The sequence below is a fragment of the Bradyrhizobium sp. NAS80.1 genome (genome assembly GCF_001908205.1).
Taxonomy (GTDB): domain Bacteria; phylum Pseudomonadota; class Alphaproteobacteria; order Rhizobiales; family Xanthobacteraceae; genus Bradyrhizobium.
Map to the genome: position 1 here is coordinate 1 of NZ_LGHL01000103.1, position 26,197 is coordinate 26,197.

Annotated in this window: 23 protein-coding genes and 3 pseudogenes; 15 read left to right on the forward strand and 11 right to left on the reverse strand. The window is 63.3% G+C overall.

What is annotated here, in order from left to right; genetic code table 11:
- Window positions 1-93: 93 nt before the first annotated feature.
- Window positions 94-231 (reverse strand): annotated as a pseudogene (locus tag AC629_RS47015) (COG4315 family predicted lipoprotein); the annotation flags it as partial.
- 145 nt (window positions 232-376) lie between these two features.
- Between AC629_RS47015 and AC629_RS22620 the strand changes: the two are divergent.
- A complete protein-coding gene (locus AC629_RS22620; RefSeq protein WP_084807183.1) occupies window positions 377-883 on the forward strand; it encodes a GNAT family N-acetyltransferase in 507 nt (168 codons plus the stop codon).
- A gap of 20 nt (window positions 884-903) precedes the next feature.
- Here the strand turns inward: AC629_RS22620 and AC629_RS22625 are convergent, their stop codons facing one another.
- Window positions 904-2,856, reverse strand: a complete 1,953-nt coding sequence (locus AC629_RS22625; RefSeq protein WP_084807184.1) for a DEAD/DEAH box helicase — start codon at window positions 2,854-2,856, stop codon at window positions 904-906.
- Window positions 2,857-3,100: 244 nt separating this feature from the next.
- Here AC629_RS22625 and AC629_RS22630 point away from each other — a divergent pair, with 244 nt between their 5' ends.
- Together AC629_RS22630 and AC629_RS22635 are read left to right on the forward strand one after the other, a co-directional pair.
- Complete coding sequence (locus AC629_RS22630) at window positions 3,101-3,613, forward strand: hypothetical protein (protein ID WP_143199359.1); 513 nt, start codon at window positions 3,101-3,103, stop codon at window positions 3,611-3,613.
- Between the two features lie 155 nt (window positions 3,614-3,768).
- A complete protein-coding gene (locus AC629_RS22635; protein WP_084807186.1) occupies window positions 3,769-4,518 on the forward strand; it encodes a metallophosphoesterase family protein in 750 nt (249 codons plus the stop codon).
- A 92-nt stretch (window positions 4,519-4,610) separates the two neighbouring features.
- Here AC629_RS22635 and AC629_RS22640 read toward each other — a convergent pair whose 3' ends face one another.
- The 3 genes from AC629_RS22640 to AC629_RS22650 all read right to left on the reverse strand — a co-directional run bounded on the left by AC629_RS22640 (window position 4,611) and on the right by AC629_RS22650 (window position 7,409).
- Entirely contained in the window at window positions 4,611-5,123 is a 513-nt protein-coding gene (locus tag AC629_RS22640; protein ID WP_084807187.1) for a hypothetical protein, read from the reverse strand.
- 121 nt (window positions 5,124-5,244) lie between these two features.
- Window positions 5,245-5,658, reverse strand: coding sequence for a VOC family protein (locus AC629_RS22645; RefSeq protein ID WP_084807188.1), 414 nt, complete (start codon window positions 5,656-5,658; stop codon window positions 5,245-5,247).
- A gap of 14 nt (window positions 5,659-5,672) precedes the next feature.
- Window positions 5,673-7,409, reverse strand: a complete 1,737-nt coding sequence (locus AC629_RS22650) for a serine hydrolase (protein WP_084807189.1) — start codon at window positions 7,407-7,409, stop codon at window positions 5,673-5,675.
- Between the two features lie 402 nt (window positions 7,410-7,811).
- Between AC629_RS22650 and AC629_RS22655 the strand changes: the two are divergent.
- Window positions 7,812-8,710: pseudogene (locus tag AC629_RS22655) on the forward strand (aminoglycoside phosphotransferase family protein).
- A gap of 64 nt (window positions 8,711-8,774) precedes the next feature.
- On the opposite strand, the gene AC629_RS22660 reads toward AC629_RS22655, so the two are convergent.
- Window positions 8,775-9,926: a zinc-binding dehydrogenase gene (locus AC629_RS22660; RefSeq protein ID WP_084807190.1), complete on the reverse strand. Its 1,152-nt coding sequence runs from the start codon at window positions 9,924-9,926 to the stop codon at window positions 8,775-8,777.
- A gap of 178 nt (window positions 9,927-10,104) precedes the next feature.
- Between AC629_RS22660 and AC629_RS22665 the strand changes: the two genes are divergently transcribed.
- From AC629_RS22665 to AC629_RS22680, 4 genes are all read left to right on the forward strand, one after another.
- A complete protein-coding gene (locus AC629_RS22665; protein WP_084807191.1) occupies window positions 10,105-10,902 on the forward strand; it encodes an alpha/beta fold hydrolase in 798 nt (265 codons plus the stop codon).
- A 161-nt stretch (window positions 10,903-11,063) separates the two neighbouring features.
- Window positions 11,064-12,305 (forward strand): MFS transporter, encoded by a 1,242-nt coding sequence (locus AC629_RS22670; RefSeq protein WP_283847414.1) that lies wholly within the window; start codon window positions 11,064-11,066, stop codon window positions 12,303-12,305.
- Window positions 12,306-12,497: 192 nt separating this feature from the next.
- Window positions 12,498-13,109: a PilZ domain-containing protein gene (locus AC629_RS22675; protein WP_084807193.1), complete on the forward strand. Its 612-nt coding sequence runs from the start codon at window positions 12,498-12,500 to the stop codon at window positions 13,107-13,109.
- 331 nt (window positions 13,110-13,440) lie between these two features.
- Entirely contained in the window at window positions 13,441-14,067 is a 627-nt protein-coding gene (locus AC629_RS22680) for a transglutaminase-like cysteine peptidase (protein WP_084807194.1), read from the forward strand.
- 124 nt (window positions 14,068-14,191) lie between these two features.
- On the opposite strand, the gene AC629_RS22685 is transcribed toward AC629_RS22680, so the two are convergent.
- From AC629_RS22685 to AC629_RS22695, 3 genes are all read right to left on the reverse strand, one after another.
- Window positions 14,192-15,961 carry a CYTH and CHAD domain-containing protein gene (locus AC629_RS22685; RefSeq protein WP_084807195.1) on the reverse strand — a complete coding sequence of 590 codons (1,770 nt, stop codon included), beginning with the start codon at window positions 15,959-15,961 and terminating at the stop codon, window positions 14,192-14,194.
- A 440-nt stretch (window positions 15,962-16,401) separates the two neighbouring features.
- A complete protein-coding gene (locus AC629_RS22690) occupies window positions 16,402-17,760 on the reverse strand; it encodes a metal-dependent hydrolase family protein (RefSeq protein WP_084807196.1) in 1,359 nt (452 codons plus the stop codon).
- 19 nt (window positions 17,761-17,779) lie between these two features.
- Window positions 17,780-18,343, reverse strand: coding sequence for an HdeD family acid-resistance protein (locus tag AC629_RS22695; RefSeq protein WP_084807197.1), 564 nt, complete (start codon window positions 18,341-18,343; stop codon window positions 17,780-17,782).
- 330 nt (window positions 18,344-18,673) lie between these two features.
- On the opposite strand from AC629_RS22695, the gene AC629_RS48940 reads away from it, so the two are divergent.
- On the forward strand, window positions 18,674-19,102 hold the full coding sequence (locus AC629_RS48940; RefSeq protein WP_245331974.1) for a hypothetical protein: 429 nt from the start codon (window positions 18,674-18,676) through the stop codon (window positions 19,100-19,102).
- Window positions 19,103-19,113: 11 nt separating this feature from the next.
- Here AC629_RS48940 and AC629_RS22705 read toward each other — a convergent pair whose 3' ends face one another.
- Window positions 19,114-19,821 (reverse strand): GntR family transcriptional regulator, encoded by a 708-nt coding sequence (locus AC629_RS22705; RefSeq protein WP_084807198.1) that lies wholly within the window; start codon window positions 19,819-19,821, stop codon window positions 19,114-19,116.
- A gap of 255 nt (window positions 19,822-20,076) precedes the next feature.
- Between AC629_RS22705 and AC629_RS22710 the strand changes: the two genes are divergently transcribed.
- From AC629_RS22710 to AC629_RS22735, 6 genes are all read left to right on the forward strand, one after another.
- Window positions 20,077-21,063 carry an ABC transporter ATP-binding protein gene (locus AC629_RS22710; RefSeq protein ID WP_084807199.1) on the forward strand — a complete coding sequence of 329 codons (987 nt, stop codon included), beginning with the start codon at window positions 20,077-20,079 and terminating at the stop codon, window positions 21,061-21,063.
- 42 nt (window positions 21,064-21,105) lie between these two features.
- The gene (locus tag AC629_RS22715; RefSeq protein WP_084807200.1) at window positions 21,106-22,395 is read left to right on the forward strand and encodes an ABC transporter substrate-binding protein; all 1,290 of its coding nucleotides are present in this window, start codon (window positions 21,106-21,108) and stop codon (window positions 22,393-22,395) included.
- A 4-nt stretch (window positions 22,396-22,399) separates the two neighbouring features.
- Window positions 22,400-23,359 carry an ABC transporter permease gene (locus AC629_RS22720; RefSeq protein ID WP_084807201.1) on the forward strand — a complete coding sequence of 320 codons (960 nt, stop codon included), beginning with the start codon at window positions 22,400-22,402 and terminating at the stop codon, window positions 23,357-23,359.
- A 3-nt stretch (window positions 23,360-23,362) separates the two neighbouring features.
- Window positions 23,363-24,241 carry an ABC transporter permease gene (locus AC629_RS22725; protein ID WP_084807202.1) on the forward strand — a complete coding sequence of 293 codons (879 nt, stop codon included), beginning with the start codon at window positions 23,363-23,365 and terminating at the stop codon, window positions 24,239-24,241.
- A gap of 4 nt (window positions 24,242-24,245) precedes the next feature.
- Window positions 24,246-24,977: an aspartate/glutamate racemase family protein gene (locus tag AC629_RS22730; protein ID WP_084807203.1), complete on the forward strand. Its 732-nt coding sequence runs from the start codon at window positions 24,246-24,248 to the stop codon at window positions 24,975-24,977.
- Window positions 24,978-25,156: 179 nt separating this feature from the next.
- Window positions 25,157-25,642, forward strand: a complete 486-nt coding sequence (locus AC629_RS22735; protein ID WP_084807204.1) for a hypothetical protein — start codon at window positions 25,157-25,159, stop codon at window positions 25,640-25,642.
- Between the two features lie 293 nt (window positions 25,643-25,935).
- Here AC629_RS22735 and AC629_RS22745 read toward each other — a convergent pair.
- Window positions 25,936-26,197, reverse strand: a pseudogene (locus tag AC629_RS22745) (hypothetical protein); the annotation flags it as partial.

Genomic DNA, 26,197 nt, shown 5'->3' on the forward strand with positions numbered 1-26,197 from the left:
TGACGGCTCACTCGAAGGGGAGATTTGTCTCCTCAACGGCGACAACATCCCGTTCATCGCGCGCCGTTCCAAGACTTCTTCAACAGCCTGCTAGAGCGTCATGCCCTTGGCGTCGGTGAGCACATTGCCCTTGTCGGTCTTGCCGGTCTTGGTCGGCGGCGCGGCGAAGGCGGCGGGAATGATCGCGAGGGATGCGACGAGCGTGAACGCGAGGCGGATCGAGGACGTCATGGTATCTCCTGTCATGCAATTGGCTTGCAGGAGTAGGACGCCGCGCGATGCGTCGTATTCCTGGGATGACGGCAAAGATATTTTCGCTGCGCGTAGCTGTGCAGCGGAATAAACTGGAATGCGTGAGACGGAACGACGGATCGACATGAGCAAGCTGCATTGGCCTCCCGCACGCGCGTCCGATCTGCCCGCGATCAGCGCGATCGCGGCGCGGATCCATCCTGATCTGCCTGAAAGCCCCGACGTGTTCGCGGAGAAGATGCGGCTTTATCCCGAGGGCTGCCGCGTGCTCGTCGCGGACGATAGGATCGTCGGCTACGGACTCGCGCATCCCTGGAAGCAGCACCGGGTTCCGCCGCTCGACGGCTTCCTCGAACGACTGCCCGATGATGCGGACTGCCTCTACGTGCACGATGTCGCCGTGCTGCCTGATCGTCGCGGCGGCGCTGCGCGCGCTTATGTCGCGACCATTGAGGACCTCGCGCGCTCAACAGGCATCGCAACGCTTGCGCTGGTCTCGGTCTACGCCACGCGGCCGTTGTGGGAGCGTTTCGGCTTTCGACCCGTCACGGCGGATGCGGAGCTGCGCGCAAAACTCGCATCCTACGGCGAAAGCGCGACATACATGCTCCGTGACCTCGCGGCGACGTAACGCCCTCGCCGGCAGCGGTTTCAGCCCCGGCGCTTCTTCCTTGCTTTCTTTCCCGGCGCACCTTTCGAAGGCCATGGCGTGACCGAAGGCGGCTCTGCGTGGCCCGGCTTGTTCCGATGCTTCTTTTTCTTTCCGGAAGCCGGAGCATCGTCGAATTTCGGCCCGCGCTCGCCGTGGGCCTTGCCCCGCGGCTTGAATCCACTTGTGTCGCGCCCGCGATCGTCGCGACGTTCGCGATGATCGCTGTCCCGGGCCTCGCGCCGAGGCGCGTGTGAGCGCTCCTCCGAAGGCGCTTGCCGCTGGGGCGCGTCCGCCATCGGCTCGATGCGGATGCTGTCTTCCTTGTCCGGACGCTTGATCTTGGCTGCGAAGGATTCCGCGACCCGCTCGGAAATCTCGAACTCGGTGGTGGTGTCCATGATCTTGATGGCGCCGATGTCGCGCTTGTCGATGCCGCCGCGACGGCAGATCATTGGAAGCAGCCAGCGCGCCTCCGCATTCTTTCGCCGTCCGATGGCGGCGCGGAACCAGACGCTGGCCTCCGCCATGCCATGGCGCGACGACGATTTCCCGGCTTTCAATCGGGGCTTCGCGGAGCGATCATCGCCTCCTTCGCCTTGAAACCTTTCGCGACCGCGGTCGTCACGCGGCCGGCCGCTTCGCTCACCGGGATCGATGATGTCTTCGGGCGACGGCAACCGCGCGCGATAAAGCCGCGCGAGCGCCGCGGCGATATCCTCGGCCGACCGCTCGGCCAACAACGCCTGCGCCAGAACCAGATCGTCTGAGGTGGTCTCCTCGGTGAACAACACGTCCTTCATGCGCTCGTGATCGAGCTTGCGGATCTCGTCCGCCTGAGGCGCGATCCCCCAGGCAGCGTCAATCCCTGAAAGATTGAGCAGCAGCTCCGCGCGGCGCCGCCGCGCGGGCGGCACCAGGAGGACGCTTGTACCCTTTCGGCCCGCGCGCCCGGTGCGGCCCGAGCGATGCTGCATGACTTCGGCATCATTGGGCAGGTCCGCATGAATGACGAGATCGAGGCTCGGCAGGTCGATGCCGCGGGCGGCGACGTCGGTCGCCACGCAGACGCGGGCGCGTCCGTCCCGCAGCGACTGGAGCGCCAGGGTCCGTTCGTTCTGCGTCAATTCGCCTGATAGCGCGACCACGGAAAAGCCGCGCTCCAGCAGCGCCGCTTGCAAATGCCTGACCGCATCGCGCGTGCTGCAAAATACCAGCGCGCTCGGCGCCTCGAAGAAGCGAAGAACGTTGACGACCGCGTGCTCGACATCACCGGGTGCGATCCGGATCGCGCGATATTCGATGTCGGCATGACCGCCTTCGTCGCCCGCGACCTCGATCCGGAAAGCCTGCTGCTGATATTGCTTGGCCAGCGCAACGATGCCCCGCGGAAACGTCGCCGAGAACAGCAAGGTGCGGCGCGTCTCCGGTGTGGTCTCGAGGATGAACTCCATGTCCTCGCGAAAGCCGAGATTGAGCATTTCATCGGCCTCGTCGAGGACGACCGCCGTCAATTCGGAGATGTCGAGACGACCGCGGCGCAAATGATCGCACAGCCGTCCGGGCGTGCCGACGACGATGTGGGCGCCGGCCGCAAGCTCGCGCTGCTCGCGCCGTGGATCCATGCCGCCGACGCAGGAGACGACCCGCCCGCCCGCATGCCCATAGAGCCATGCGAGTTCGCGCTGAACCTGCAAGGCAAGCTCGCGCGTCGGCGCCACGATCAGGGCGAGCGGCGCGGACGCCGGTCCGAACCGCTCGGCGCCATCAAGCAGATTCTTGGCCAAGGCCAGTCCGTAAGCGAGGGTCTTGCCGGAGCCGGTCTGGGCCGAAACCAGGAGGTCGCGGTCGGCGGCTTCGTCGGCGAGCACGGCCAGTTGAACGGGGGTCGGTGAATCGTAGTTCCGCTCGGCCAAAGCTTGGGCGAGCGGCGGACTCAGGGCCGGAAATGACACGAGATGGAAACCTTGGTTGATTCAGGCGCGGAACGGCGAGCCACGACGCCCGAAGCTGCGTGCGCGGCAAACGGCCGGCCGGACGCTGGCGATTTGATCTGGGCGCTCTTTACGCCAAGAGTTGGCAAATCACCATGCCTGTGACGCATGGTTTCGCGGAAAGAACCGCGCCCGAAGGTTGCAGAGGATTTTTGCGGCCACCTCGCGTAACCTGAACGCAACCGGATCTGCGGGGAATGACCGCGTGACGTCCTCCGTCAAACGCACCTGCGGCGATTGCACGCTCTGCTGCAAGGTGATGGCCATCGAGGCGCTGGCCAAGCCCACGAACGCCTGGTGCCCGCATTGCAGACCCGGCCGGGGCTGCGCGATCTACGCGACGCGGCCGGACGAATGTGCAGATTTCGCCTGCCTGTGGCTGGTCAACGATCTCCTCGACGAGCGCTGGAAACCGAGCCGGTCGAAGCTCGTTCTGACCGCTTCGGATGACGGCATCGAAATCCGATGCGACCCGGGATCTCCCAACGCGTGGCGCAGGGAGCCCTACGCCAGCGATATCCGCGCATGGGCCAAGGAAGGCGAGATGAACGACATGACGGTGGTCGTCATCATCGGCCAGCGCCTGATCCTGATCACGCCGGATCACGAATTCGATCTCGGCGCGGTCGGTCCGGATGAGCGCATCGTACGGGAGCTGGAGGGCAAGAAGGTTGTGGGCGCGACGGTGGTGAAGGAGAGCGAGAATAGGCGCGGCTAGCTGTTCAGACCATGCGGGCGTCTTAGGCGATTTCTAGTTTTGAGCAGAGCAGTCAATTCGGGAGCACCTTTGGCTTAGCCGGCTTCGGAAGTTGGATATTCCCGGGGCCCAAGCGACGGGCTAAGTTCAGGCCAAGGTGTAGTGGGAGCACAACGATGCGATTGGCAGTCATTTCCGACATTCACGGCAACCTTGCTGCTTTGGAGACTGTGCTGGCCGATATCAAGGCGCGTGGCGTCGATAGTACGGTCAATCTGGGCGATTGCGTCACCAGCCCCTTGTGGCCGAGAGAAACTTTCGAAGCGCTACAATCGCTATCGTTACCGACTGTGCGCGGGAACCATGACCGCTGGATTGAGGAGTTTCCAGAAGACAGGCTCTCGTCGGCGGGTAAGTTCGCGCGTAACGCATTGACTGCGGAGCAACGTCTCGCGCTACACAGCTTGCCTCCCCAGCTGCGGCTGGAAGACGGAATTTTGGCGTGCCATGGCACGCCCGACGACGATACGACGTGCCTGTTGGAAGAATCGCTCGACGACGGCCGCTTTGTGCCCGCGCGCCGCGACGTGCTGGCAACGCGCCTGGGGAGTGAGACAACAGCTCGCGTGATACTGTGTGGCCATAGCCACCGCCAGGCGGTCGTTCAAGGGCCGGGAGAGTGTCTGGTTCTCAATCCCGGTAGTGTTGGTTGCCCGGTATTCGCGGACATTCCTTTTGCCGCAAACCTGGAATACCGCTCGCCTCACGCTCGGTATGCGATACTTACGAAACGCAAAAGAGGCTGGCAAGTCGAACTTTTGGCCCTGGAATACGACTGGGAGTCCGCGTCGGCACGTGCGCTCGCCAACAACCGCCCGGAATGGGCGCAGGCCTTGTCTTCTGGATACGTCAAGGAAAGCGAGTGAACTTGATGCAGATCAGGCGGCCGGAGCCACTCCGCCGCGACAAGGCCACCTCAGCAATGCGCAAACTCGCGTAGGGGCCGGCTCGTCTGGTCCTAATCCCTGGAGGTCACCAGCTTGCTGAAGCTGCCGACCAGCCATGCTCTTGCCCGCGCAACATAGTCTCTCGCCGTGCGGCTCAAGGCGCGGACGACGCGCCAGGCTTCGGTTGCCCGTAGCCATGCCCTCATCTCGGCGAACTTCCCGTATGCCCAGGCGAAAGCTGGAATCCGCATCAGCTTGTCACGGGTGAGATGGAACAGCCGCTCGACCAGCACGAGCTTGAGCAGCTCGCCGACGAGGAAAGTCGCCGCGCCGCTCAGGACCTGACCGGTTGCGGCGAGGTAAGCAGCCACCGGCTTGATCGGCTCCAGGATGATCACGGGGACGGAAAACAAGGCGAGCGACGGATAAGGCGGCAGCGATCTGATCCAGGCCCGCAATCGCTTGAATTCGAAATGGCGCCCAATCCAGCGCGATATCGGCCCCGTCACGGCCATAAAGACCGCATCCGCCAGGAAGTAGATGGCAGCCAGGATGTAAGCAACGGGTTTCAGAATTCGCTTCACGATATCTCTCCCGCGAATTCAAAGCCGGAACTTGGGCCTAAGTTTCACCCCGCCGTGAATAACTCGCGGATTCCCGAAGGAACTTTCTGGGCATCGACCCGCCTCTGGGCCGACCTTACGCTCAAATCTCCGCATAGACCTCCAGGAGATTGCCGTCGGGGTCGCGGAAAAACAGCGTCCGATGTCCAAACGACTGGTTCGTTGGCGGCGACAACAGCGCCACGCCTTGCCGCACGAGTTCGTCCGCGCACGCGTCGACCTCGGCTGCGGATACCCTGAAAGCCAGTTGCAGCGAGGCGCTCCCCATCGGCGTCGGGGCATCCGCAGCAGTCCGGCTCGGTCTTGCCAGGGCCAGCGTGTTGCTGCCGACCCCGTACTCGATCCAGTTCGGCGAAAGTTCGCGCAGCAGCGGAAACGCGAGAACGTCCTCATAGAAGCGCCGCATCGCGGCCATGTCGCGCACGAAGATCACGGTGTAATCGATCGCGCGAATGGCGCGGAAGGGCGAGCGCGGCTCGCTTGAGTGTGGTGCCACCGGTGATCTCTTTCCTATTCCACCACACGGTCCGCGACGAAGGTGCCGTTCGGCTGGTGAAACACGATCTGGTCAATCCCGTCGCCTTCTCCGCGAAACTCGACAGCAAAACCGTCCAGCTCGATGATGCGAAACCGGCGGCCCTGCTGCGGCTCGAGACGATAGGCCGGCTGGTAGTCGGGCTTCAAAATCAGCCGGCCAGCGTCGAGGGTGACGTGGTGGTTCACGCCGCCGCTCCTGAAATGCCCGACGCAGCGCGCACGAAATGCAGGGTCAGTGCAATCGCCTGCCGCGCGTCGCTCGAACACGATATCCCTGACCATCGGTTCCAGCGGCGCCGACAGGTGCGCGATGTTGCCATCCCGGTCGGTCTGGAAGGTGATGGGGAGATTATCCGGATGGAGCAGGTCGATGATCTCCGGCGTGACGAACGTCTCGAAATGCCGGTGTGACAACGGCGCGCTCATGCCGCGCCACGACCAGTGCAGCGCGCCGTCCCGCTCACGGATCGAGATCATTCCATAGGCGGGATGGGCATAGTCGGCCGCATAGGCCGACAATGCATGCGCCGGCTTCGTGTCCTTGTGGCGCGCTTTCTCCCGCGCCTCCTTGTCGGCCGGGATATGGGCGATGAAATCATCACGAATCCTATGGAAGCGCGCGAACCAATCTACGGGCTCGCGTCCGCGCAACCGGTCTACGATGTACCATGTCAGGATCTGCGGCACCGCGCTCGGACTGCGATTGGTGAGCACGGCAACACCGATGCCGGCATCCGGCGCCAGCGTCATCAGCGAGCCCCAGCCATTCCAGCCACCACCGTGCCACATCAGGCGATCGCCACGATAGGTGTTGGACTGAAACCCCAATGCGTAATGGCCGTGACCGAACTCGGAAAATTCCGACTTCCCGACGTGCGCCAGCGGCGCATGCAATTGCTCCACCAGCGCCGCCGGCAACAGGCGCTCACCATCGAACTCGCCCTGGCCGAGATGCAGACGCATCCAGTTCGCCAGATCGGTCACCGACGTATTGATCGCGCCCGCGGCCGTGACCCGGATCGGCAGACGCAGCGCCGGCAGCCGCGTGTCGACATGGATCATGTACGGCCGTGCAGCCTCGGCCGCAGCTTCGAGCTCATCCAGCGAGAAGCCAACCGCCATGCCGAGCCGATCGGTCAGGCGCTCCCGCACAAAGGTCTCGAAGCTCTTCCCGCTCAGCCGCTCGATCAGGAGACCGGCGGCATTGTAGCAGAGGTTGTTGTATTGCCAGGTCGTGCGAATGTCGCGGCTCAGTTCGAGATGCCGCATGAGCGGCAGCATCTCGGCCGGCGCAAGGTCACCGGGCAGATGAAGCCAGTCGTGGCGCGGCAGCCCCGATTGATGGGTCAGCAAGTCGCGAATGGTGACGCGCTCGGTGGCGATCGCATCATGCAACCGAAACTCCGGAAGATAGTCTCGCACCGGCTTGCCCCAGTCGAGCAGGCCCTCGTTATGCAGCAATGCGATCGCGGTTGCCGTAAAGGATTTCGTGATCGAGCAAATCACGAATTGGGTGCGTGGCGTCACTGGCAGATCGGCCTCGACATCACGCTGGCCGTAGGCGCGCGTAAGCACCACCTTGCCGTCCTGGACGACGGCAAGCGCGGTGCCCGGCACTTTCCAGACGGCCATCGCTTCAGCGGCAAGCCGGTCGATGTCGGGGATGAGGGATGCGAGGGAAGCGTCGGGAGACTCGGATGACTTGTTCATGACACCTGCGGGCCTTGCGAGGTGCGCAGGCTAGCGGCTTCAACGTCAAATGGAAGTCACGGTTGTGATTTTTTTTGCGACGGCGTGCCGCTCTCCCGGCGAGAGGAAATACTAGCTATTCCACCAATTCCGGCCATGGCACAGCGGAAAATGGCGCTAGAGGGCGAGCGTCCGTTTCGTTCATTTGTCTTCTGTTCCGTCGTCGTTTCCTTCGGCGACCGAAAAGTCTAGCGCTAGACGTGCCACGTCCCGCTCTGCCGCTGTTATAGGCTGACAGCACGCGGCGATGCAATGATCGCCAGGAGCCGACCTCTGGGCTAGAGTACTTCATTCTGCGATAGTTTGGGCCAGGATCGCCGCAAGACGGCACTGCTTCATCTATCCACGGATGATCACACGACGATGACCGAGATTGATGTGAAGCTGGTGAATCAACTGGTTCGCTCGCAGTTCCCCCAATGGGCGAACCTTGCCGTCGCGCCAATTGAGAACGGCGGTTGGGACAACAGAACTTTCCGCCTTGGCGACAAAATGTCAGTCAGGCTGCCGAGCGAGCCCGGTTATGTGGCTCAAGTCGAGAAGGAGCATCCTTGGCTGCCAGCGCTCAGGCCGCATCTGCCATTGCCGATCCCTGCTCCCCTTGGCCTGGGCACTCCAGGCGCGGGTTATCCCTGGCCTTGGTCGGTCTACGGCTGGCTTGATGGCGAACCGGCGCACCTCGGCCGCATCGACGATCTCGGCCGCTTCGCCACGGACCTTGCCCATTTTTTTTGGTTGCCTTGCGCGGCATTGACGCGCGCAACGGCCCTGTAGCCGGTGTTCACAACTTTCATCGCGGCGGATCGCTCTCGACCTACGACACCGAGACACGCCGATCGATCCATGCGCTCGCGGGCGAGATCGATATGACGGCAGCGACGGAGGTCTGGGACACCGCGCTGGAAACATCGTGGCAGGGACCGCCTGTATGGATTCATGGCGACATTGCTGCGACCAATCTCTTGGTCAAAGAGGGCTTGCTGAATGCAGTCATCGACTTTGGATGCGCCGGTATCGGTGATCCATCCTGTGATCTCACAATTGCATGGGCATTCCTCGATCAAGCTGCCCGAGGAATATTCCGTTCAGCTGTTGCACTTGATCCGGCGACCTGGGAGCGTGCGCGAGGCTGGGCAATTTGGAAGGCCATGATCACACTGGTGCAGCTTCGAGACACCAATCCGGTCGAGGCCGAGAAGCAACGCCGGATCATCCGCGATGTCCTCGACGATCATTGCCAAGCCACGAAGCAAGCCAAATAGCCGAGGGCGGCTGCGGGCTAACGGAACATTGCGTCGTCGCTTCCCTCTATCCGAGCCACAAACCTCACCCCACCAGCTCCGGCCACGGCACGATCGTCGACTTCACCGTCTTCATCGCCATGGCGTCCTTGACCGCCTGCGCGACGCCTTCTTCCGTGAACGGATAGATCGTCTGCATCTTCAGCCAGGGATATTTGTCGCGGGTGCGGTAGAGCATGTCGACGCCGAGCGGCAGATCGTTACCGGTAAAGCCCCACGAGCCGAGCACGTTGAGGTCCTTGGTGCAGATGCGGTGCCACGAGGTCTCGATCGAGCCGGCATCGGTGAACTGGCCCATCTCCACATAGGTGCCGCCGTCGCGCAGCATCTCGATGCCTTCGGGGCCGGCGGTCGGATGTCCCGAGCAATCCATCACGAGATCGGCGCCGAAGCCGCCGACGATCTCGCGCACGCGCGCGATGCGATCCTGCGGCGATTTGAGCTCGTCGATGTTCACCGTCGCCTCTGCACCGAACTCGCGGGCGAGCTTCAGCCGCGGCTCTTCCGGCGCCCCGACGCAGATCACGCGCCCTGCCCCCATCTCCTTTGCTGCCGCAACCGCGAGGATGCCGATCGGGCCCGAGCCCTGGATCACCACCGTATCGCCCCAGCTGAAACCCCCGGCGCGGCTCGCGCGATTGAAGGCGCGGATGCAGGACGTGAGCGGCTCGGACAGCGCACCCAGCCGCAGCGACATGTCGTCGGGCAATCTGTAGATCTTGGTGCCCGGCAGCATGCCGAGATCGACATAGACATATTCGGCCCAGCCGCCCCACATGTGAGGTGGTTTATCGAAGCCGAGATAGCGGCCGTAATAGACCGGCGTCAGGCACTTGTTGGCGGTCTGCGGATAATGGATGCAGTAGTAGCAGCGGCCGCAGGGCATCAGCGGCGGGATCATCACTTTTGATCCGACCTTCAGCGGCTTGCTCATGAAGTCCTCAGTGAATTCCTCGCCGCATTCGACGATAACGCCGCCGAGCTCATGCCCGAGCGTGAACGGCCAGGGCAGCGGCTTCGGCCAGTGTCCTTTGAGGATATGCAGGTCGGTGCCGCAGACGCCGCAGGCGCCAATCTTGATCAGCGCGGCCTTACGGCCAACCTTCGGCCACGGCACGGTGCGGATGACGGGCTCCGAGCCCGGCCCTGCGTGGGTGCAAACGCGGATCTGCTCCATGGCTGCTTCCTCACCGCCCGCCTGTTATGATTGATTGGTGCGGGCTCAGGGAAGCGTATGTGAGATGCGCGGTCGTGCCAAGGTGGTGCAGTAGCCCGCATGAGCGAAGCGACATGCGGGGCCGGCGGTCCCGGATATCGCTTCGCTCATCCGGGCTACGGTCGCGTATAGTGCCTGAATGACAAACTGGATTCGCGAAATCTGTAAGGTAAACGGGATCGACATCCACTATCTCCGAACCGGCGGCGACAAGCCCCCGCTGATTGCGCTGCATGGCTTGATCGGAAGCGGAGCCTGCTGGACGCCGTTGGCGCGCGCTCTCGAAGATAGCTATGACGTCATCATGCCCGACGCGAGAGGTCACGGAGCGTCGAGTGCACCGCCTCATGGCTATCTGTACCGCGATCACGCGAGCGACGTCGTCGGTCTCATCAAAGCGCTCGGGCTTGCCGCCCCGGTGCTACTCGGTCACTCGATGGGAGGCATGACCGCGGCTGTGGTCGCGAGCAAGGTGGGTACGGCCATTGCCGGCGTCGTCCTGGCTGATCCGACATTCTTGTCACCCGAGCGCCAACGCGAGGTCTACGAGAGCGATGTCGCCGAGCAGCATCGCAGATTGCTCGGCCTGGACAGGAGTGAAGTGCTGGCCCAGGCGCGGCAGCGGCATCCGCATCGTCCGCTCGAGCTGGTCGAGTTCATGACCGATGCGAGGTTGCAGACCAACATCGGTGCTTTCGAAGTCCTCACGCCGCCTAACCCCGACTATCGTGAGCTGATCGGCGCCATCTCCGTCCCGATCTTGCTTGTCATCGGAGACAATGGCGTTGTGTCCGTCGAAACGGCGCGAGAGCTGCAGGGGCTCAATCAACGCCTCCGCTATGAGCTGATACCGGACGTTGGCCATGGGCTGCCATATGACAGGCCGGACGATCTTGCGGCGGCGGTCAGGTCTTTCCTGGAGTCTGTGGTCGTATAATAGCGCTGTATCGTAGCCCGCATGAGCGAAGCGATATGCGGGGAGACGAAGAACCCGGATGTCGCTTCGCTCATCCGGGCTACAGCTCCCACACACCCAAGTGTCTTGAGCGCTCGCGGTTGAGCGTGTAGGGACGGCTCAAGTCCCACCCAGGTGATCGCTTGACCCCCCACCCCCAGAATCCAATAGCCGCGTCCGGCTCGTTCGCGGCGATGAAGTCCGTGCCCTACCGCCTCCAGTTCGTGGCTTACGTGCTGGCGATGATGGCTGACAACATCGAGCATGTGATCAGCTATTGGGTGGTGTTCCAGAAATTCCATTCGCCGGCGCTGGCTGGCTTTGCCGTGCTGTCGCACTGGCTGCCGTTTCTGCTGTTCTCGGTCGCCGTCGGCGGGCTCGCCGACCGGTTTGACCCGCGCCGCATCATCCAGTGCGGCATGCTGCTGTTCATCGTGGCATCAAGCGGATGGGGCTTCTTCTTCATCACCGACACGATCGAGATGTGGCACGCCATGCTGCTGCTCGTGATCCACGGCTGCGCCGGCGTGCTGTGGCAGACGCCGAACCAGCTCCTGCTCTACGACCTCGTCGGTCCCGCTGACCTGCCGAGCGCGGTGCGGCTGAATGCGATGGCGCGCTATCTCGGCATCCTGGTTGGACCTGCCGTCGGCGGCGTCATCATGCTTACGCTCGGCACCTCGCATGGCATCATCTTCAACACGCTGTTCTATCTGCCGATGCTGTTGTGGCTGTTCTGGGCGCCGGTGCGCGACAAGAGTTTGGCCGTGCGGCGGTTTGCCGTGCGCGGCCTTGCCGACATTATGCTGACGATCCGCGCCATCGGCACCCAGCCGGTCTTGACCGCGATGACGTGGCTCGCCGGCCTCACCTCCTTCATGATCGGCAACGCCTATCACGCCCAGATGCCGGGCTTTGCCGGCGATCTCGGCCACGGCGATCCCGGCGTCTCCTACAGCGTATTGCTCGCGGCGGACGCCGCCGGTGCACTGCTCGCCGGCATCGCGCTGGAATCCTGGGGGCGCCTCAAGGGCACGCCGCGCACCGCGATCACGCTGGCGGTGCTCTGGAGCGTGGCGCTGCTTGGCTTCGCCGCGGTGCAGATCTACCCGGTCGCGATCGTGCTGTTGTTTTTTGCAGGCTTCTTCGAGCTCTCCTTCAACACCATGGCGCAGGCACTGGTGCAGCTGAACGCGCCGCCGGACATCCGCGGCCGCGTCGTCGGCCTCTACAACATGGCCGGGCTCGGGATGCGGGCCTTCAGCGGCATCACTGTCGGGGTCTTCGGCGCGGCGATCGGCATTCACTGGTCACTCGGGCTTTCGGCCGTTGTGCTGCTGGCGCTGCTGGGCCTGCTGTATCAGCGCGCGGCGAGGAAGGCGTAAGGGCTCAGTGTAACGACGCGGCCCGTTGCCCCCGGCGTCAGCACCGCCGCGACAGGCCCGCCCGCCGCTGCTGTGGCTTTTCGAGCGCATTGTTTCTGTCCGTCATCGACGCGCGTAATACTAACGCGGCATTAACCCTATGGACCTTAGGGTCGTTTCGGACTCCGCCCGGGCGGGAGTCGGGTAGTGAAAATGGCGCTGGCGAACAAAAAATTTCTTCCGGCCACCGAGGAACGTCGGCGTTTCCAGCGGGTGAAGGTTCACCTGCTCGGCCGCTACATGCTGCCGGACCGCCGGGAATTCCCCTGCCAGGTGATCAACATGTCGCCGGGCGGGCTGGCGCTGCTCGCGCCGGGCATCGGCAATGTCGGCGACCGCGTGGTCGCCTATCTCGACCATATCGGCCGCGTCGAGGGCAAGATCACCCGCATCATCGACAATGGCTTCGCCATGACGATCGGGGCGACGCCCCGCAAGCGCGACAAGCTCGCCGCCCAGCTCACCTGGCTTGCCAACCGCGATATCCTCAATCTGCCGGAGGATCGCCGCCACGACCGTATCGTGCCGCGCAACCCGATCGCGGTGCTGACGCTCGATGACGGCACCAAGATGACCTGCCGCATCATCGACCTCTCGCTGTCCGGAGCCGCGGTCGCCGCGGAGAACCGCCCGCCGTTGAAATCGACGGTTTTCCTCGGCCGGGTCCAGGGCCGCGTGGTCCGAAACCTCGAGGACGGCTTCGCGCTGGAGTTCATGCACGAGCAGCCGATCGAGACTCTCGAAGAGAGCGTTACCGCGCGGTAAAGCGCGGCAGCGTCAAAACCATTGTATTTTCAGCCGAAAAGGCGGCCTCCGCGATCCGGACGCCGCCTTTTTCATGCGCGCTGAGGCGGCTTGCGCGGGTTAACGCGCCGCCTGTTTGCACGCGGAAACGGCAGTTCCGCCGGTGTTTCCGCGTTAATCCCTACAATTTGAATCAATTGCAGTAATCTCGAATTTAATGCGAATTCTATTCAAGTATAGATCGAATTTTCTGCTGGTTTTACTTGTATTCGTCTCGACTTGACTTGGCCGATTTAGCGGCAACTCAAAAGCTCCGTGCGAAATGTGGTCCCAACAAGAAACGGGGACCGCAATGTTTGACTTCAGGGGACAGGGGAAAGGGCTGGCGCTGGGCGCCATGTTCTTCGGGATCAGCGCGGCAGCGCAGGCCGGCGACAGCCGTCTGCTCTACGCGAGCCTCGGCGACGCCACGCGTGCGCCGATCGGCTGGGTCGAATTCTGTGCGGACAATCCGGCTCAGTGCCAGGGCGGGCCGACGCAGCCGCGCGACATCGTGATGTCGCAGGCCGCATGGCGCGACCTCGTCAAGGTCAATCGCTGGGTCAACGAGACCATCAAGCCTTTGACCGATCAGGAGCACTGGGGCGTGATCGAGAAGTGGTCGCTGCCGACCGACGGCTACGGCGACTGCGAAGACTATGTGCTGTTGAAGCGCAAGATGCTGATCGATGCCGGTTGGCCGCGCGAGGCCCTGCTCATCACGGTCGTGCGCGACAAGAAGGGCGAAGGACACGCGGTGCTGACGGTGAAGACCGACAAGGGCGAGTTCGTTCTCGACAATCAGAACGAGAGCGTCGTTGCCTGGACGGAGACCGGCTACCGATTCGTCAAGCGCCAGTCGCAGGGCGATCCCAACGTCTGGGTCTCGCTCGGCGATACCAAGCCGGCGGTCGCCACCGCCAGCGCGAAAAATCAGTAGTTACCAAGGAACGAGTTACGCGGCCCGGTCACATCCCCACCCCTCCCCGTCCCAGACCGGTTCGCGCGCGGCCAGCCATCCCCCAATGGCTGGCCGCAACTTTTTTTGGGAACGCCAGACGCGGTCAATCCTGCTCGGCTTGCCGCGACCACGGCGCGCGTGCGGCGGTGAAATCGCGCCATGTGCTTTGCAAGGCGGGCTGCACGCCGACCGACGCGCGCGCCTGCCAGCCAGCGATCGCCGCCGCCGCGACTGCGCTATCGGGCTCGGTACCGAGCCCGTCAAGCAATGATGCCGTGACCGCCATGTCGTTGAAGGCGCCGAGTTCCTCCTGCAAACCGGCAAGCCTGCGCGAGAAGCGTCGCACGGACTTGCGATCCTCGAACAGCGGCAGCAGGAATTCGCTGAGATAGCGCAACCGCTTGGTCGCGAGCCGCACCCGGTGCAGCCCTTCCGCGGAAAGCGATTTGAAACGGCGCCCGCGCTTGAGCACCTTGGCATACTGCGCCGACAAAACACGCTGCGCGAAGTTGACGGCGGGCTCAGAGAGCTGGCCGAGGTCTTCGGCGGCGACATCGTTGCGCCAGCCTCGCGTCTCGATCCAGCCACCGAGGCCGATCAGGAAAATGGCGCAGCGGCGATCATCGAGCGCACGATGCGCCTTGCGATAGGCGTCCGACTGGCACTTGGCCGCAGCCCGGCCCAGCGCATCGAAGCCGGCGACCGAAGGACAGGCGTTTGCGATCGTCGGCAGGGTCTCGAGCTGGAACACATCCCAGTCGCGCGCGGCGGACAGGTCTTGCGCCAGCGATCTTGCTTCCGACCGCAGCATGTCGAGATTGCTGAGTGCGCCCGCCGATCGCATCAGATCGAGCGCCGATCGCAGCCGACGCAGCGCAACGCGAAGCTGATGCACGCCTTCCGGATTGCGGCCGTCCTCGGCCGCCGGCAGCGACTGAAGCAGATGGAGGAAGCAGGAGCGCAGGATCGTGGCGAAGGCCTCGTCGAGCGCAACAGAAGGATCGAGACGAAGCTTGCTCGGCCGGCGTACCGATGGCGGCGTGCCTGCGGCAAGGTCGAAGCCGCGCGCCGACTTGCTGCGGATCGAGGGCTTCACCGCCCCGTGCTCCGCAAGCCGCAGCGCGATCTCGTAGATCGTGCCCGCGCTGCCGCTCTTGAGCTCCAGTTCGATTTCGCTCACCGGCATCGACTGATCACCGGCCGTCAGCACGCCCTGATCGAAGGCGATCTCGACCGTGCCGGACGGCAGATCGACGATGCGCGCGTGCCGATGGATATCGGCCGTGAAGACGGCTTCGAGCGACTGCGCTTCGAGACGGCCGCGGAGCTTCTCCGGAAGGAAAGGCATCGCGAGAGCGAGATCCGGCGCAAGCGACGGCACGCTCGCCTCCCACTCGCCACGGCGCAGCGGATCGTCCGCGGCATCGGTCTTCACGGTCTGCACGAAGCGCGCACCGCTCTGACGTACGCGCAAGGTCAATCCGTTGCGCCGAAGCGTATGCTCCGACGTGTCATAATAGACGGACTTGAGATGCTTGCGCGTGCCCTTGTTGCGCGCGTTGGTCGCGATGATCGGCGCGGCGTTGAAATGCGCCATGCGATCGGCAGCGACGAGAAGCTTGAGTTCGATCTCGCCCGCTGGACGCGCGGCAGCGTGCGACGATGACGGCTCGGGTACAAGCGTCGTGTCTTGCGATGGCGTGTGATCAATCACAGCACCGTCGACAATCGTTGCTTCCGCGTCGGGCTCGGCCGCTTCACGTTGCCTGAGGAAACCGGTCACGTATTGTGTTCTCTTGTTGTCCTTTGGGACAAGATTCCCATCCGGCGCGCCCGGAATCTTGCGGGCCGGCGTTGCGTCTGACTTTAGCATTTTGCGGTAACATGACAGTTCGATGACAGAGCAACAGCATATAGCCGGTGCGGCCCGCGAGGAATAGCAACGTTGCGCGGCAGAGCGCGATGGTCCGCATAACGCACCGAATGGGACAATCCGGCAAAGTTTGTCACAATCCGACTGCGAATTTAATTGCCGCTGAGCGCGGCAAGTGATCGAATTGATAGCGAATCTCGCCGTTCTCGAAACCGAGATGAACGTCAGCGAGCTTGACCATGTTAGCCGAGAAATTCTTTCTGGTCCTGGAGACACTTAGAAGTCACGCCTCAGACGACAGGCCCGAAATTGTGACAAGCCCAGCGCGGCCTCCTGCAGTTCCGGAGGTCGCAACAGGTTCGCGACAAAAAAAGCCGGTTCCTGACGATAAGGACTAGAAGCGCTCCAATTTCGCGGGACGACGCCTGAACATGCACGCGTCAGTGCGCGAGCATGTTTTTGTAGATCCTGCCGCCCTTCATGATCACCACGAAGTTTTTCGCGGGATCTTCGACCAGCTTGATGTTGTCGAGTGGATTGCCGTCGACCAGCAGGAGATCGGCGAACGCCCCCTCCTCCACGACGCCGAGCTTACCTGGGTAGGGATTTCGCTTGCCCGACAGGTTCAAGAGTTCGGCATTCGTTGACGTCGCCATGATCAGCGCTTCGGCCGGCGTGTACCAGCGCGTGAGCGCGCTCAGCATCGCGCCCTGCTTGTCCGCCAGCGCCTTCGAGAACAGGATGTCGGTGCCAAACGCGGTCTTGATGTGGTACTTTTTCGCCAGCGCATAGACGCGGTCGGTGCCGGTAACCACCTGCCGCATCTTGTCTTGCTCCGCGGGCCCAAGCCCGGCAGCCATGGAGAGATCCAGGAACGGTTGCGTGCTGAGCCAGATCCCTTTCTCCGCCATCAGCTGCGCCGACGCCTCGTCCATGAGGTGACCATGCTCGATGCATCTGACACCGGCTGCGATCGAGCGCTCGATCGCGACCGGCGTATAGGCGTGCGTGGCAACGTAGGTGCCCCAATTGTCGGCTGCTTCGACGGCGGCGCGGAGCTCCGGCTCGGTGAAGGTCGAGACATCGAGCGGGCTGAAGGGTGACGCGACGCCGCCGCCCGCCGTGAGCTTGACCTGCGAAGCCCCCTGCATGAGCTGCTCGCGCGCACGTACGCGGACCTCGTCAGGACTGTCGGCGACCATGCTGCCGCCAATCCGCTCCATGCGGCTCAGCATCCCGCCGATGGTGCGCGGCAAATCGGAGAGCTGCCGGAAGTCGCCGTGGCCGCCGGTGATGGTGATGATGGCGCCGGACGGATAGATGCGCGGTCCGGCAACGAGGTCATCGTCGATGGCCTGCTTCAGCCCAAAGGAAGGACCGCCCATATCGCGCACGGTGGTGAAGCCGCGCATCAGCGTCGCCGTCGCCTCGCTCGCGGCGAGCAGGTTGTTGTAACCGATATCGCCCGAGAGCGCGGCCGTCGGCGTCGGCCGCACCAGCATCGCATGCCAATGCGCATCGATCAGCCCCGGCATCAGCACGCGGCCACCGCCGTCGATCACTTGCCCCGTGGCCGCGATGTCACCGGCCGAAATCTTCTCGATCGTCTTGTTCCTGACAAGAACGTTGGACGGCGCGGAGAGCGCGCTGGCCTTGCCGTCAAATATCCTGATATTGCGGAACAGGACGACGGAGTCCTGTTGCGCCGATGCCGGCGACAGGAGACCGAAGGCTATTCCAATGAACGCAAGCAATGTAGCGGCTCGCAAGAGCCCCGACGGCATCGTCGCCCCTGACATGTCCAATCCCCCCGCGCCGCTACACAGTTCTGGCCGCTGGCAGCCAGGCGAACGTCAGCCACCCGATGCCGTGGGACAAGAGATCGATGCCGAGCAGCACACCGAGCACCCAGAGCCCGGTCAAGGGAAAGCCGGTGAGGATGACGAGCCCCGCGAGAACACCAAACGCGCCGGACGCGAGCATGATCCCGCCGCCCCGCTGCCAGCGGCCAATGCCGATCAACATGCGCACGGCGCCGGAAACGAGGAGTGCAAGGCCGAGCACATAGGTAAGCACCAACGCACCGGTCACCGGCTGGCTGATGAGAACGATGCCAAAGGCGATGTAGAGAATGCCGAGCAGCACCTGCCACACGAACCCGCCCCATCCCTTGGTCCAGAATGCGTGGAAGACCTCGAAGGCGCCGATGGCGACCGCCATCCAGCCGATGAACAGCGCGCTGACCACGGTGAAGAACGCGACATCGCCCAGCACCAGCAATCCCGTGAATATCATGAAGAGCCCCAACAGCACGCAGACCCAGCGGGGCGGTTGCGGCAGGCCAGTCGCGCCCATCGGCGCGCTATGGTCGTAGGTCGTCATGTCTTCCTCCCTTGATCATCTCCAGCGTCAGCCTTCGCGAAGTCCCCTACCCGTTCTTCCACCTCACGTATTCGCAGTAGGCTGATCGCTTGGGGATCTCGCCCCACAGGTAGCCGGGAAGCCGTCCGGCCGGGATGATCGCGGTCTCTCGTTCGTCAGCCAAGGGTCGCGCTATGGCACCACTCCGCAGCACGGATTCAACTGACGTCAGCTCCGTTCCAGAACTCGACGCTTGCGTGGCAAGTTGATTCTGTTGACCGCGGAGAGTCAATTTCAACCTAAAGGCGATTTTGCAGCTCTGCCATACGGCGCCAGCGGAAAATGCCGCAAGTGCGTATTGAAACAGGAAAACCCGGCAAATGCGTAAGTGCTGCTGTCTCACTTATCGAACTGAAATCGAAAGACGGACAACGAGTCCGGCCAGAGATCAACGACAGATTGCAACTGCATCGAACAGGAGTACGATCCCGCGTGGCCTGCGCGACGGGAGATCATGGGGCGCGAGCGAACTTTGAAGGCAGGCCCGACATCAAGGAGACAAAGCGCAACATGGTGGCACAAACGAGTGACGGATACGTTCTGCTGACCAAGAAGCTCGGCGGCCTCTTCGCGATCATCATCGGATGCCTGCTGACCGCAGTCGGCGTGGCATACGAATCCACCGGCACGACGATTTTGGGCGCACTGTTTCTAGCGCTGGGCGCCGCCCTGCTCGTGCTCAAGATCATCAGGCGAAACCAGGGAGCGCCGCCGGCCTAGGCAGCGTCCACTCAAGCGCCGAGTACGTCTGCGAGCCGCAGCTCGTCGGCGGCGGAATCCTTGAGGAATAGCTCGGCCTCGATCTCGCGAAGATGCGACAGCATCTGCACGCGCGCGGCCTGTTTGTCGCGCGTGCGGATCGCGGCAACAATGCCAACGTGATGATCGGTGCCGCAGGCCGGCGTGTCGTGGCGGCGATAGAGCAGGATGATGAGCGAGGAGCGCGCGATCAGCTCCTTCAGGAAGCCGAGATAGATGCTGTGGCCGGACATCTCGGCTACCAGCCGGTGAAACTCGCCGGAGAGCCGCACGGAAGCGCGCGCGTCGCCACGCAGCTCCGCCTCGCGCTCCTCGGTCAGATGCTGCTGCAGGCGATCGATCCAGGCCGGCGACGCCGCGTCGATCGCGTGGTCGACGATGGTGGGCTCGATCAGGCGCCGCGCCTCGAACACTTCGCGCGCGTCCGCGGGCGTGGGCCGCGCGACAAAGGCGCCGCGGTTCTTCTCGATGTTGACGATGCCCTCATGCACGAGCTGCTGAAGCGCGGTGCGGACCAGTGTGCGGCTCGCGCCATAGATCTCGCCGATCTCATCCTCGCCGAGCTTGGTGCCCGGCAGCAGGCGATGTTCGAGGATCGCCGCAGTCACCCCCTCCCTGATGCGGCTGACGCGATCGCTCGCATCAGGCGCGTCGGATTTCGGTCGGACCTTGGCAGCCATGGGTTTGAGAGCTCGATCGGCGACATCAGGCCTTCGATGTTAGTCGACGGGCCGTATCCAATCACAGGCGAAACTTTATACAATCCGCGCCCGCTTTGTGTGCAGGTGTCCGCGCACGCGGCGGGCAGTCCGGATGCTCCGGATTCGACCTAACGACCTGACTCCGCTGCACAGTTTTGGAATTCGGCCTGCCGAGGGCTGTTGGCATGGACCTTGCGGAGAGAGGCGAAGCATCGCCCCTCTCGCGGACACGCCATGGCCACTCCCGCCGCTCTCGAACTGGTCGCCGTCACCAAGCGCTACGACACCACGCTCGCGGTCGACAGCGTCAATCTGAAGATCCCAGCCGGCACCTATTGCTGCCTGCTCGGCCCCTCCGGCTGCGGCAAGACCTCGACCTTGCGGATGATCGCGGGCCATGAGGCGGTCAGCGCGGGCGACATCATCCTGGGCCCGCAGAACGTCACCGATCTCGAACCCGCCAAGCGCGGCACAGCGATGATGTTCCAGTCCTATGCTCTGTTTCCGCACCTGACCGTGCTCGACAATGTTGCATTCGCTCTGAAAATGCGCGGTGTCGACCGCGCTATCAGGCACAAGCGCGCCGGCGAGCTGCTGGAGCTCGTTGCCATGAGCCCCTATTCGGGCCGGCTGCCGGCGCAGCTCTCCGGCGGCCAGCAGCAGCGCGTGGCGCTCGCCCGGGCGCTGATCACCGAGCCGCAGATCCTGCTGCTCGACGAGCCCCTCTCCGCGCTCGATCCGTTTCTGCGGGTGAAGATGCGCGGCGAGCTGAAGCGTTTGCAGCGCGAGCTCGGCATCAGCTTCATCCAGGTCACCCACGGCCAGGAAGAGGCGATGGCGCTTGCCGACCACATCGTGGTGATGAACCACGGCAGGATCGAGCAGCAGGGCACCGCCCGCGACATCTTCCACCATCCCCGCACCGAATTCGTGGCGCGCTTCATCGGCGGCCACAACGTCCTCAGCGACGCCGGCAACCTCATCGCCGTGCGCGCCGATCAGCTCGGCATCGTGCCGTTCGCTGACGGCGCGTTCGGCGCGCCGGCGCTGCTGACCCAGACCGAGTACCAGGGCTCCTATGTCGCCGTCTCGCTCACGCTCGACGACGGCACCGCCCTGTTCTCCCACGTTCCCGAGGCCACCTTCGACGTCCATCCGTTCCGTCCGGGAGATCGTGTGCTGGCCACCTGGGATCCCGCCAAGGCGCAGCGCCTGCAATAGCACCCACCGTCAACGACTATGCGCAACAGAGGAGTGACTGATATGACCGAGACCACTGGGAAGACCGGCGTCAGCCGCCGCACGCTACTCAAGGGCACCGCGGGTCTCGCCGGCCTTGCCGCCGGCTCCGGCGCCATCACCGGCTTTCCCTACGTGAAGTCGGCCGAGACCAAGGTGCTGCGCTATCTCGGCACCGCCGTGAACGAGGGTGACGACATCTCCAAGCAGTGCCTGAAGGACACCGGCATCAAGATCGAATACATCACCGCGACCACCGACGACGTCACCAAGCGCGTGATGACCCAGCCGAACTCCTTCGACGTGCTCGACACCGAATATTTCTCGCTGAAGAAGATCGTGCCCTCGGGCAACATCCTTGCCCTCGACGCCAAGAAGATCAAGGAGTTCGATAACATCACGCCGGTCTTCACCAAGGGCGAAACGCCCGGCGGCAAGAAGATCGGCGGCCAGGGCACCGCGCCCTGGAAAGTGCTCTATCTCGAAGGCAAGGACTCCAAGAAGTTCGCGACGTCAGCGACCGAATTCGTCACGCTGATTCCGACCGTCTACAACGCCGACACGCTCGGCATCCGTCCCGACCTGATCAAGCGCCCGATCGGCTCGTGGTCCGAACTGCTCAATCCCGAATTCAAGGGCAAGGCCTCGATCCTCAACATCCCCTCGATCGGCATCATGGATGCCGCGATGGTCGTGGAAGCCACCGGCAAGTACAAATATGCCGACAAGGGCAACATGACCAAGGAAGAGATCGATCTCACCATGAAGGTCATGACGGAGGCCAAGAAGGCCGGCCAGTTCCGCGCCTTCTGGAAGGACTTCAACGAGAGCGTCAACCTGATGGCCTCAGGCGAAACCGTCATCCAGTCGATGTGGTCGCCGGCGGTGACCAAGGTGCGCTCAATGGGCATCGCCTGCACCTTCCAGCCGCTTAGGGAAGGCTACCGCTCCTGGGCCTCGGGCTTTTGTGTTTCCAAGGGCGTGTCGGGTCCGAAGCTCGACTGGGCTTATGAGTTCGTCAATTGGTTCCTCTCCGGCTATGCCGGCGCCTATCTCAACCGCCAGGGCTACTACTCGGCCGTACTGTCCACGGCAAAGGCGCAGATGGAGCCCTACGAGTGGGCTTACTGGATGGAAGGTAAGCCCGCCGAGAAGGACATCAAGGCGCCCGACGGCTCGCTGCTGGAGAAGGCCGGCTCGGTGCGCGACGGCGGCTCCTACGAGGAGCGCATGGGCGCGGTCGCGTGCTGGAACGCCGTGATGGACGAGAACGACTACATGGTCCGCAAGTGGAACGAGTTCATCGCGGCGTAACGTGATGGACACGTCGGAGACTATCCTGCAACAGGCATCCCCGGACCTCGTCCGGGGATCCGATACGACGCGCGCCGCGAAGCCGGTGCGCCTGTCGCCGTCATTCATCTCCTGGCTGCAGGCCGGGCCGATGATGCTGGTGTTTCTCGCGTTCTTCCTGATTCCGCTGGCGTTCGTCGTCATCGTCTCCTTCTGGGACTACAACGAATACCAATTGCTGCCGGCCTTCTCGGGCCGCGGCTACACCGACACGTTCGAAGGCTGCATCGCGCAGCTCCCCGATCTCTGCACGATCGGCAAGACCTATCTGAAGACGCTCAAGCTCTGCTTCCTGGTCTGGGCCATCACGCTCTTCATCGGTTTCTGGGTCGCGTATTTCCTTGCCTTCCACGTCAAGTCCAAGACCTGGCAGATGGGACTATCGCTGCTCTGCACGATCCCGTTCTGGACTTCCAACGTCATCCGCATGATTGCCTGGATCCCGCTGCTCGGTCGCAACGGCCTGGTGAACTCCGGGCTCATGAAGACGGGGCTGATCAATCAGCCCGTGGAATGGCTGCTGTTCTCCGAGTTCTCCGTCGTGCTGGCGCTGGTCCACCTCTTCACCTTCTTCATGGTGGTGCCGATCTTCAATTCGATGGTGCGTATCGACAAATCGCTGATCGAGGCCGCCTATGACGCGGGCGCCACCGGCTTCCAGACGCTCGTCAACGTCATCATTCCACTCGCCAAGCCCGGCATCGTGATCGGCTCGATCTTCGTCATCACCATCGTGATGGGCGACTTCATCACCATCGGCGTGATGGGCGGCCAGCAGATCGCCGCCGCCGGCAAGATCATCGAGACGCGGCTGAACGCGCTGCAATTCCCGGCCGCCGCGGCGAACGCCGTGATCCTGCTCGCGATCACCTTCCTGATCATCACCATGATGTCGCGCATCGTCGACATCCGGAAGGAGCTGTGAGCGATGAAGGAAGGACGCCCGCGTAGCTTCTACGTGCTCGCGATCTTCTTCGCGGCCTATGTGCTGTTTCTCTACGGCCCGATGATCGCGATCTACGTCCTGTCGTTCCAGGGCCCCCAGGGCGGTCTCACCTTCCCGATGAACGGGGTGTCGACCTTCTGGCTGGCAAAGCTGTTCGAAGGCACCGGCATCGTCGACCTCGGCGCCGCCTTCCGCCGCTCGCTGCTGCTCGGCCTCGTGGTGATGGCCGTCACCGTCGTGCTGTCGGTCGCCGCCGGCATGGCGTTCCGCCGCAAGTTCAGGGCACAAAGCATCCTCTTCTATTCGGCGATCGCGAGCCTCATCGTGCCTTCGATCATTACCTCGCTCGGCATCTCGCTTGAATTCCGCATCATCGACGACCTGATCAAGGCGCATTGGAACGAGAATTTCGAGACCTCGATGGGCCTGCTCACATCCGGCCTCGGCGCACACCTGACCTGGACGCTGCCGTTTGGCCTGCTCATCATGTTCGCGATCTTCAACCGTTTCGACCCGCGCCTCGAGGAAGCCGCGCGCGATCTCGGCGCGACGCCGTGGCAGACGTTCCGCTACGTCGTGCTGCCGATCATTTTGCCTTCCGTGATCGGCATTGGCCTGTTCGGCTTCACGCTGTCCTGGGACGAGCTCGCCCGCTCCAGCCAGGCGATCGGCCCGGTGAACACACTGCCGCTGGACCTTCAGGGCCTCACCACCACGGTGACGAAGCCCGATATCTATGCGCTCGGCACCATGATCTCGGCGGTGTCGTTCGCGGTCATCACGCTTGCGCTTGGTACCATCCACATGCTCAACAAGCGGCAGGCGGCCAAGGGCTCCGACGCCGGCAAGGGGCTTGTCTGATCCGATGCGACTGCACGTCGTCAATCCCAACACCACTGTCGCCATGACGGCGAAGATCGCCGCTGCTGCACACGCGGTCGCACTGCCCGACACCGTAATCGATGCGCGCCAGCCCACGATGGGCCCGGTCTCGATCGAGGGATTTTACGACGAAGCCTTCGCCGTTCCCGGCATGCTCGGCTGCATCCGCGAGGCCGACCGCGACGGCGCGGATGCCCACATCATCGCCTGCTTCGACGACACCGGCCTCGACGCCGCACGCGCCGCCGCGAAAGCGCCGGTGATCGGCATCGGCGAGGCCGCCTTCCACATGGCGAGCCTGATCGCGGCGCGCTTTGCCGTGGTGACGACGCTCGGTGTCTCTATCGTGCCGATCGAACATAATCTGAAGAAATACGGCCTCGCCGAGCGCTGCGCCCGCGTCCGCGCCGCCGAGGTCCCCGTGCTCGCGCTCGAAGAGCGGAATGCGGACGCCATCGGCAGAATCTCCACCGAGATCACCGCTGCAATCCGCGACGACCGTGCGGAAGCGATTGTGCTTGGCTGCGCCGGCATGGCTGACCTTGCCGCCGAACTCGCCGACACCCACGGCCTGCCGGTCGTGGACGGCGTCGCCGCAGCGGTGACATTAGCGGAGGGGCTGGTGCGGCTCGGGCTGAAGACGTCCCGGATCGGCCCCTATGCGGCACCGAGGTCCAAGACCTATTCCGGGCCATTTTCGGTTTTTCAGCCCTGATTCTCGCTCCTGGCGCGGCCCTCGGAGGCCTCAAGGCCAGCTGATTGCTGGTTTTTTTGCCCTAAGCCTCTTTTTGGTCCCATTCGTTGCCGAAATGTTACGCTTTCGGGACAACCCCCGGCCGCCTTGGGTAGCCGGTCTTCGCCACGCACCAAGTTTCACTTTGGGCCTAGCCAGCGATGATTGATCTCGCACGGGACACACCCTCCAATCCTCTCCTTCGCCTCGGCGCCCAGCCGATCGCGCTGACCGCCGCTGCCCTCCTGCTCCTGATTTTGGGGGTGACCTCTATTGCGGTCTGGCGCGCCTATACCGGCGCAGCCCCCGAGACCGACCGGATGGTGGCGTCGCGGCAGCTTCAGGCCCGCACCGCACAGGCCTCCGAGCAGCTCGTCGAGAAGACCAAGGGGCTGGAGGCGACCCAGCAGGAATCGATCGATCAACTCCAGATCGTGCAGGACCAGCTCCAGACGATGAAGCGGCTCATGGCGGCGCAGCAGGCCGACACCAAGCGCCTGTCCGAGCAGGTCGCCACGCTGAACGAGTCGATCGAGAATTTGCGGCAGTCCTTCGCCAGCTCCCGGGCGACCGAGACGGAAACACCCTCGGTTACCCGCAGGAAACCGGCGCGGCACGCCAGCGCGCGCAGGCGCTCGCGCGGCTAGAGCCAATTCCGTTCCGATGGAATCGGAACGGGGCTCTAGATTCTTGTTTTGACACGTTTTCTTTACGCGAACCGGTATCCACTTCGCTCGAAAACGCTCTAATCGGGTCAGGGCGCCGGACTTTATTTTCTCCACTTGTGAACTGGATCACATTCGCCCGTATGATTCCGCGCCATGCTTGTCCTTACCGGATGGCGTGAGCCGATTTCAATATCCGGGGCTGGCAAGGTCGTTGACGGTATACTGCGTCAACGGCCTTGTTTATTTGTGGGCTCAGCCGAGCCCGGTCGCCCCTATTCGCAGACATCCACGCGGCGGACACGCCAGCCTGATGGGGTCATGACCCGCTTCCGGGCGACATAGCAGCCGCCATAACCTTCGTAGCCGGTACCATAATAGTAGGGATAACCGTAACCATAGTAGCCGCCGTAATAGCCGGCGCCGACAAGCCCCGCCCCGATCGCGACACCGGGCCAGAAGCCGCCGCCATGCCAATGGCCGTGCCAGCCTCCGCCACCACCGTGCCAACCGCCGCCGCCGTGCCAACCACCGCCG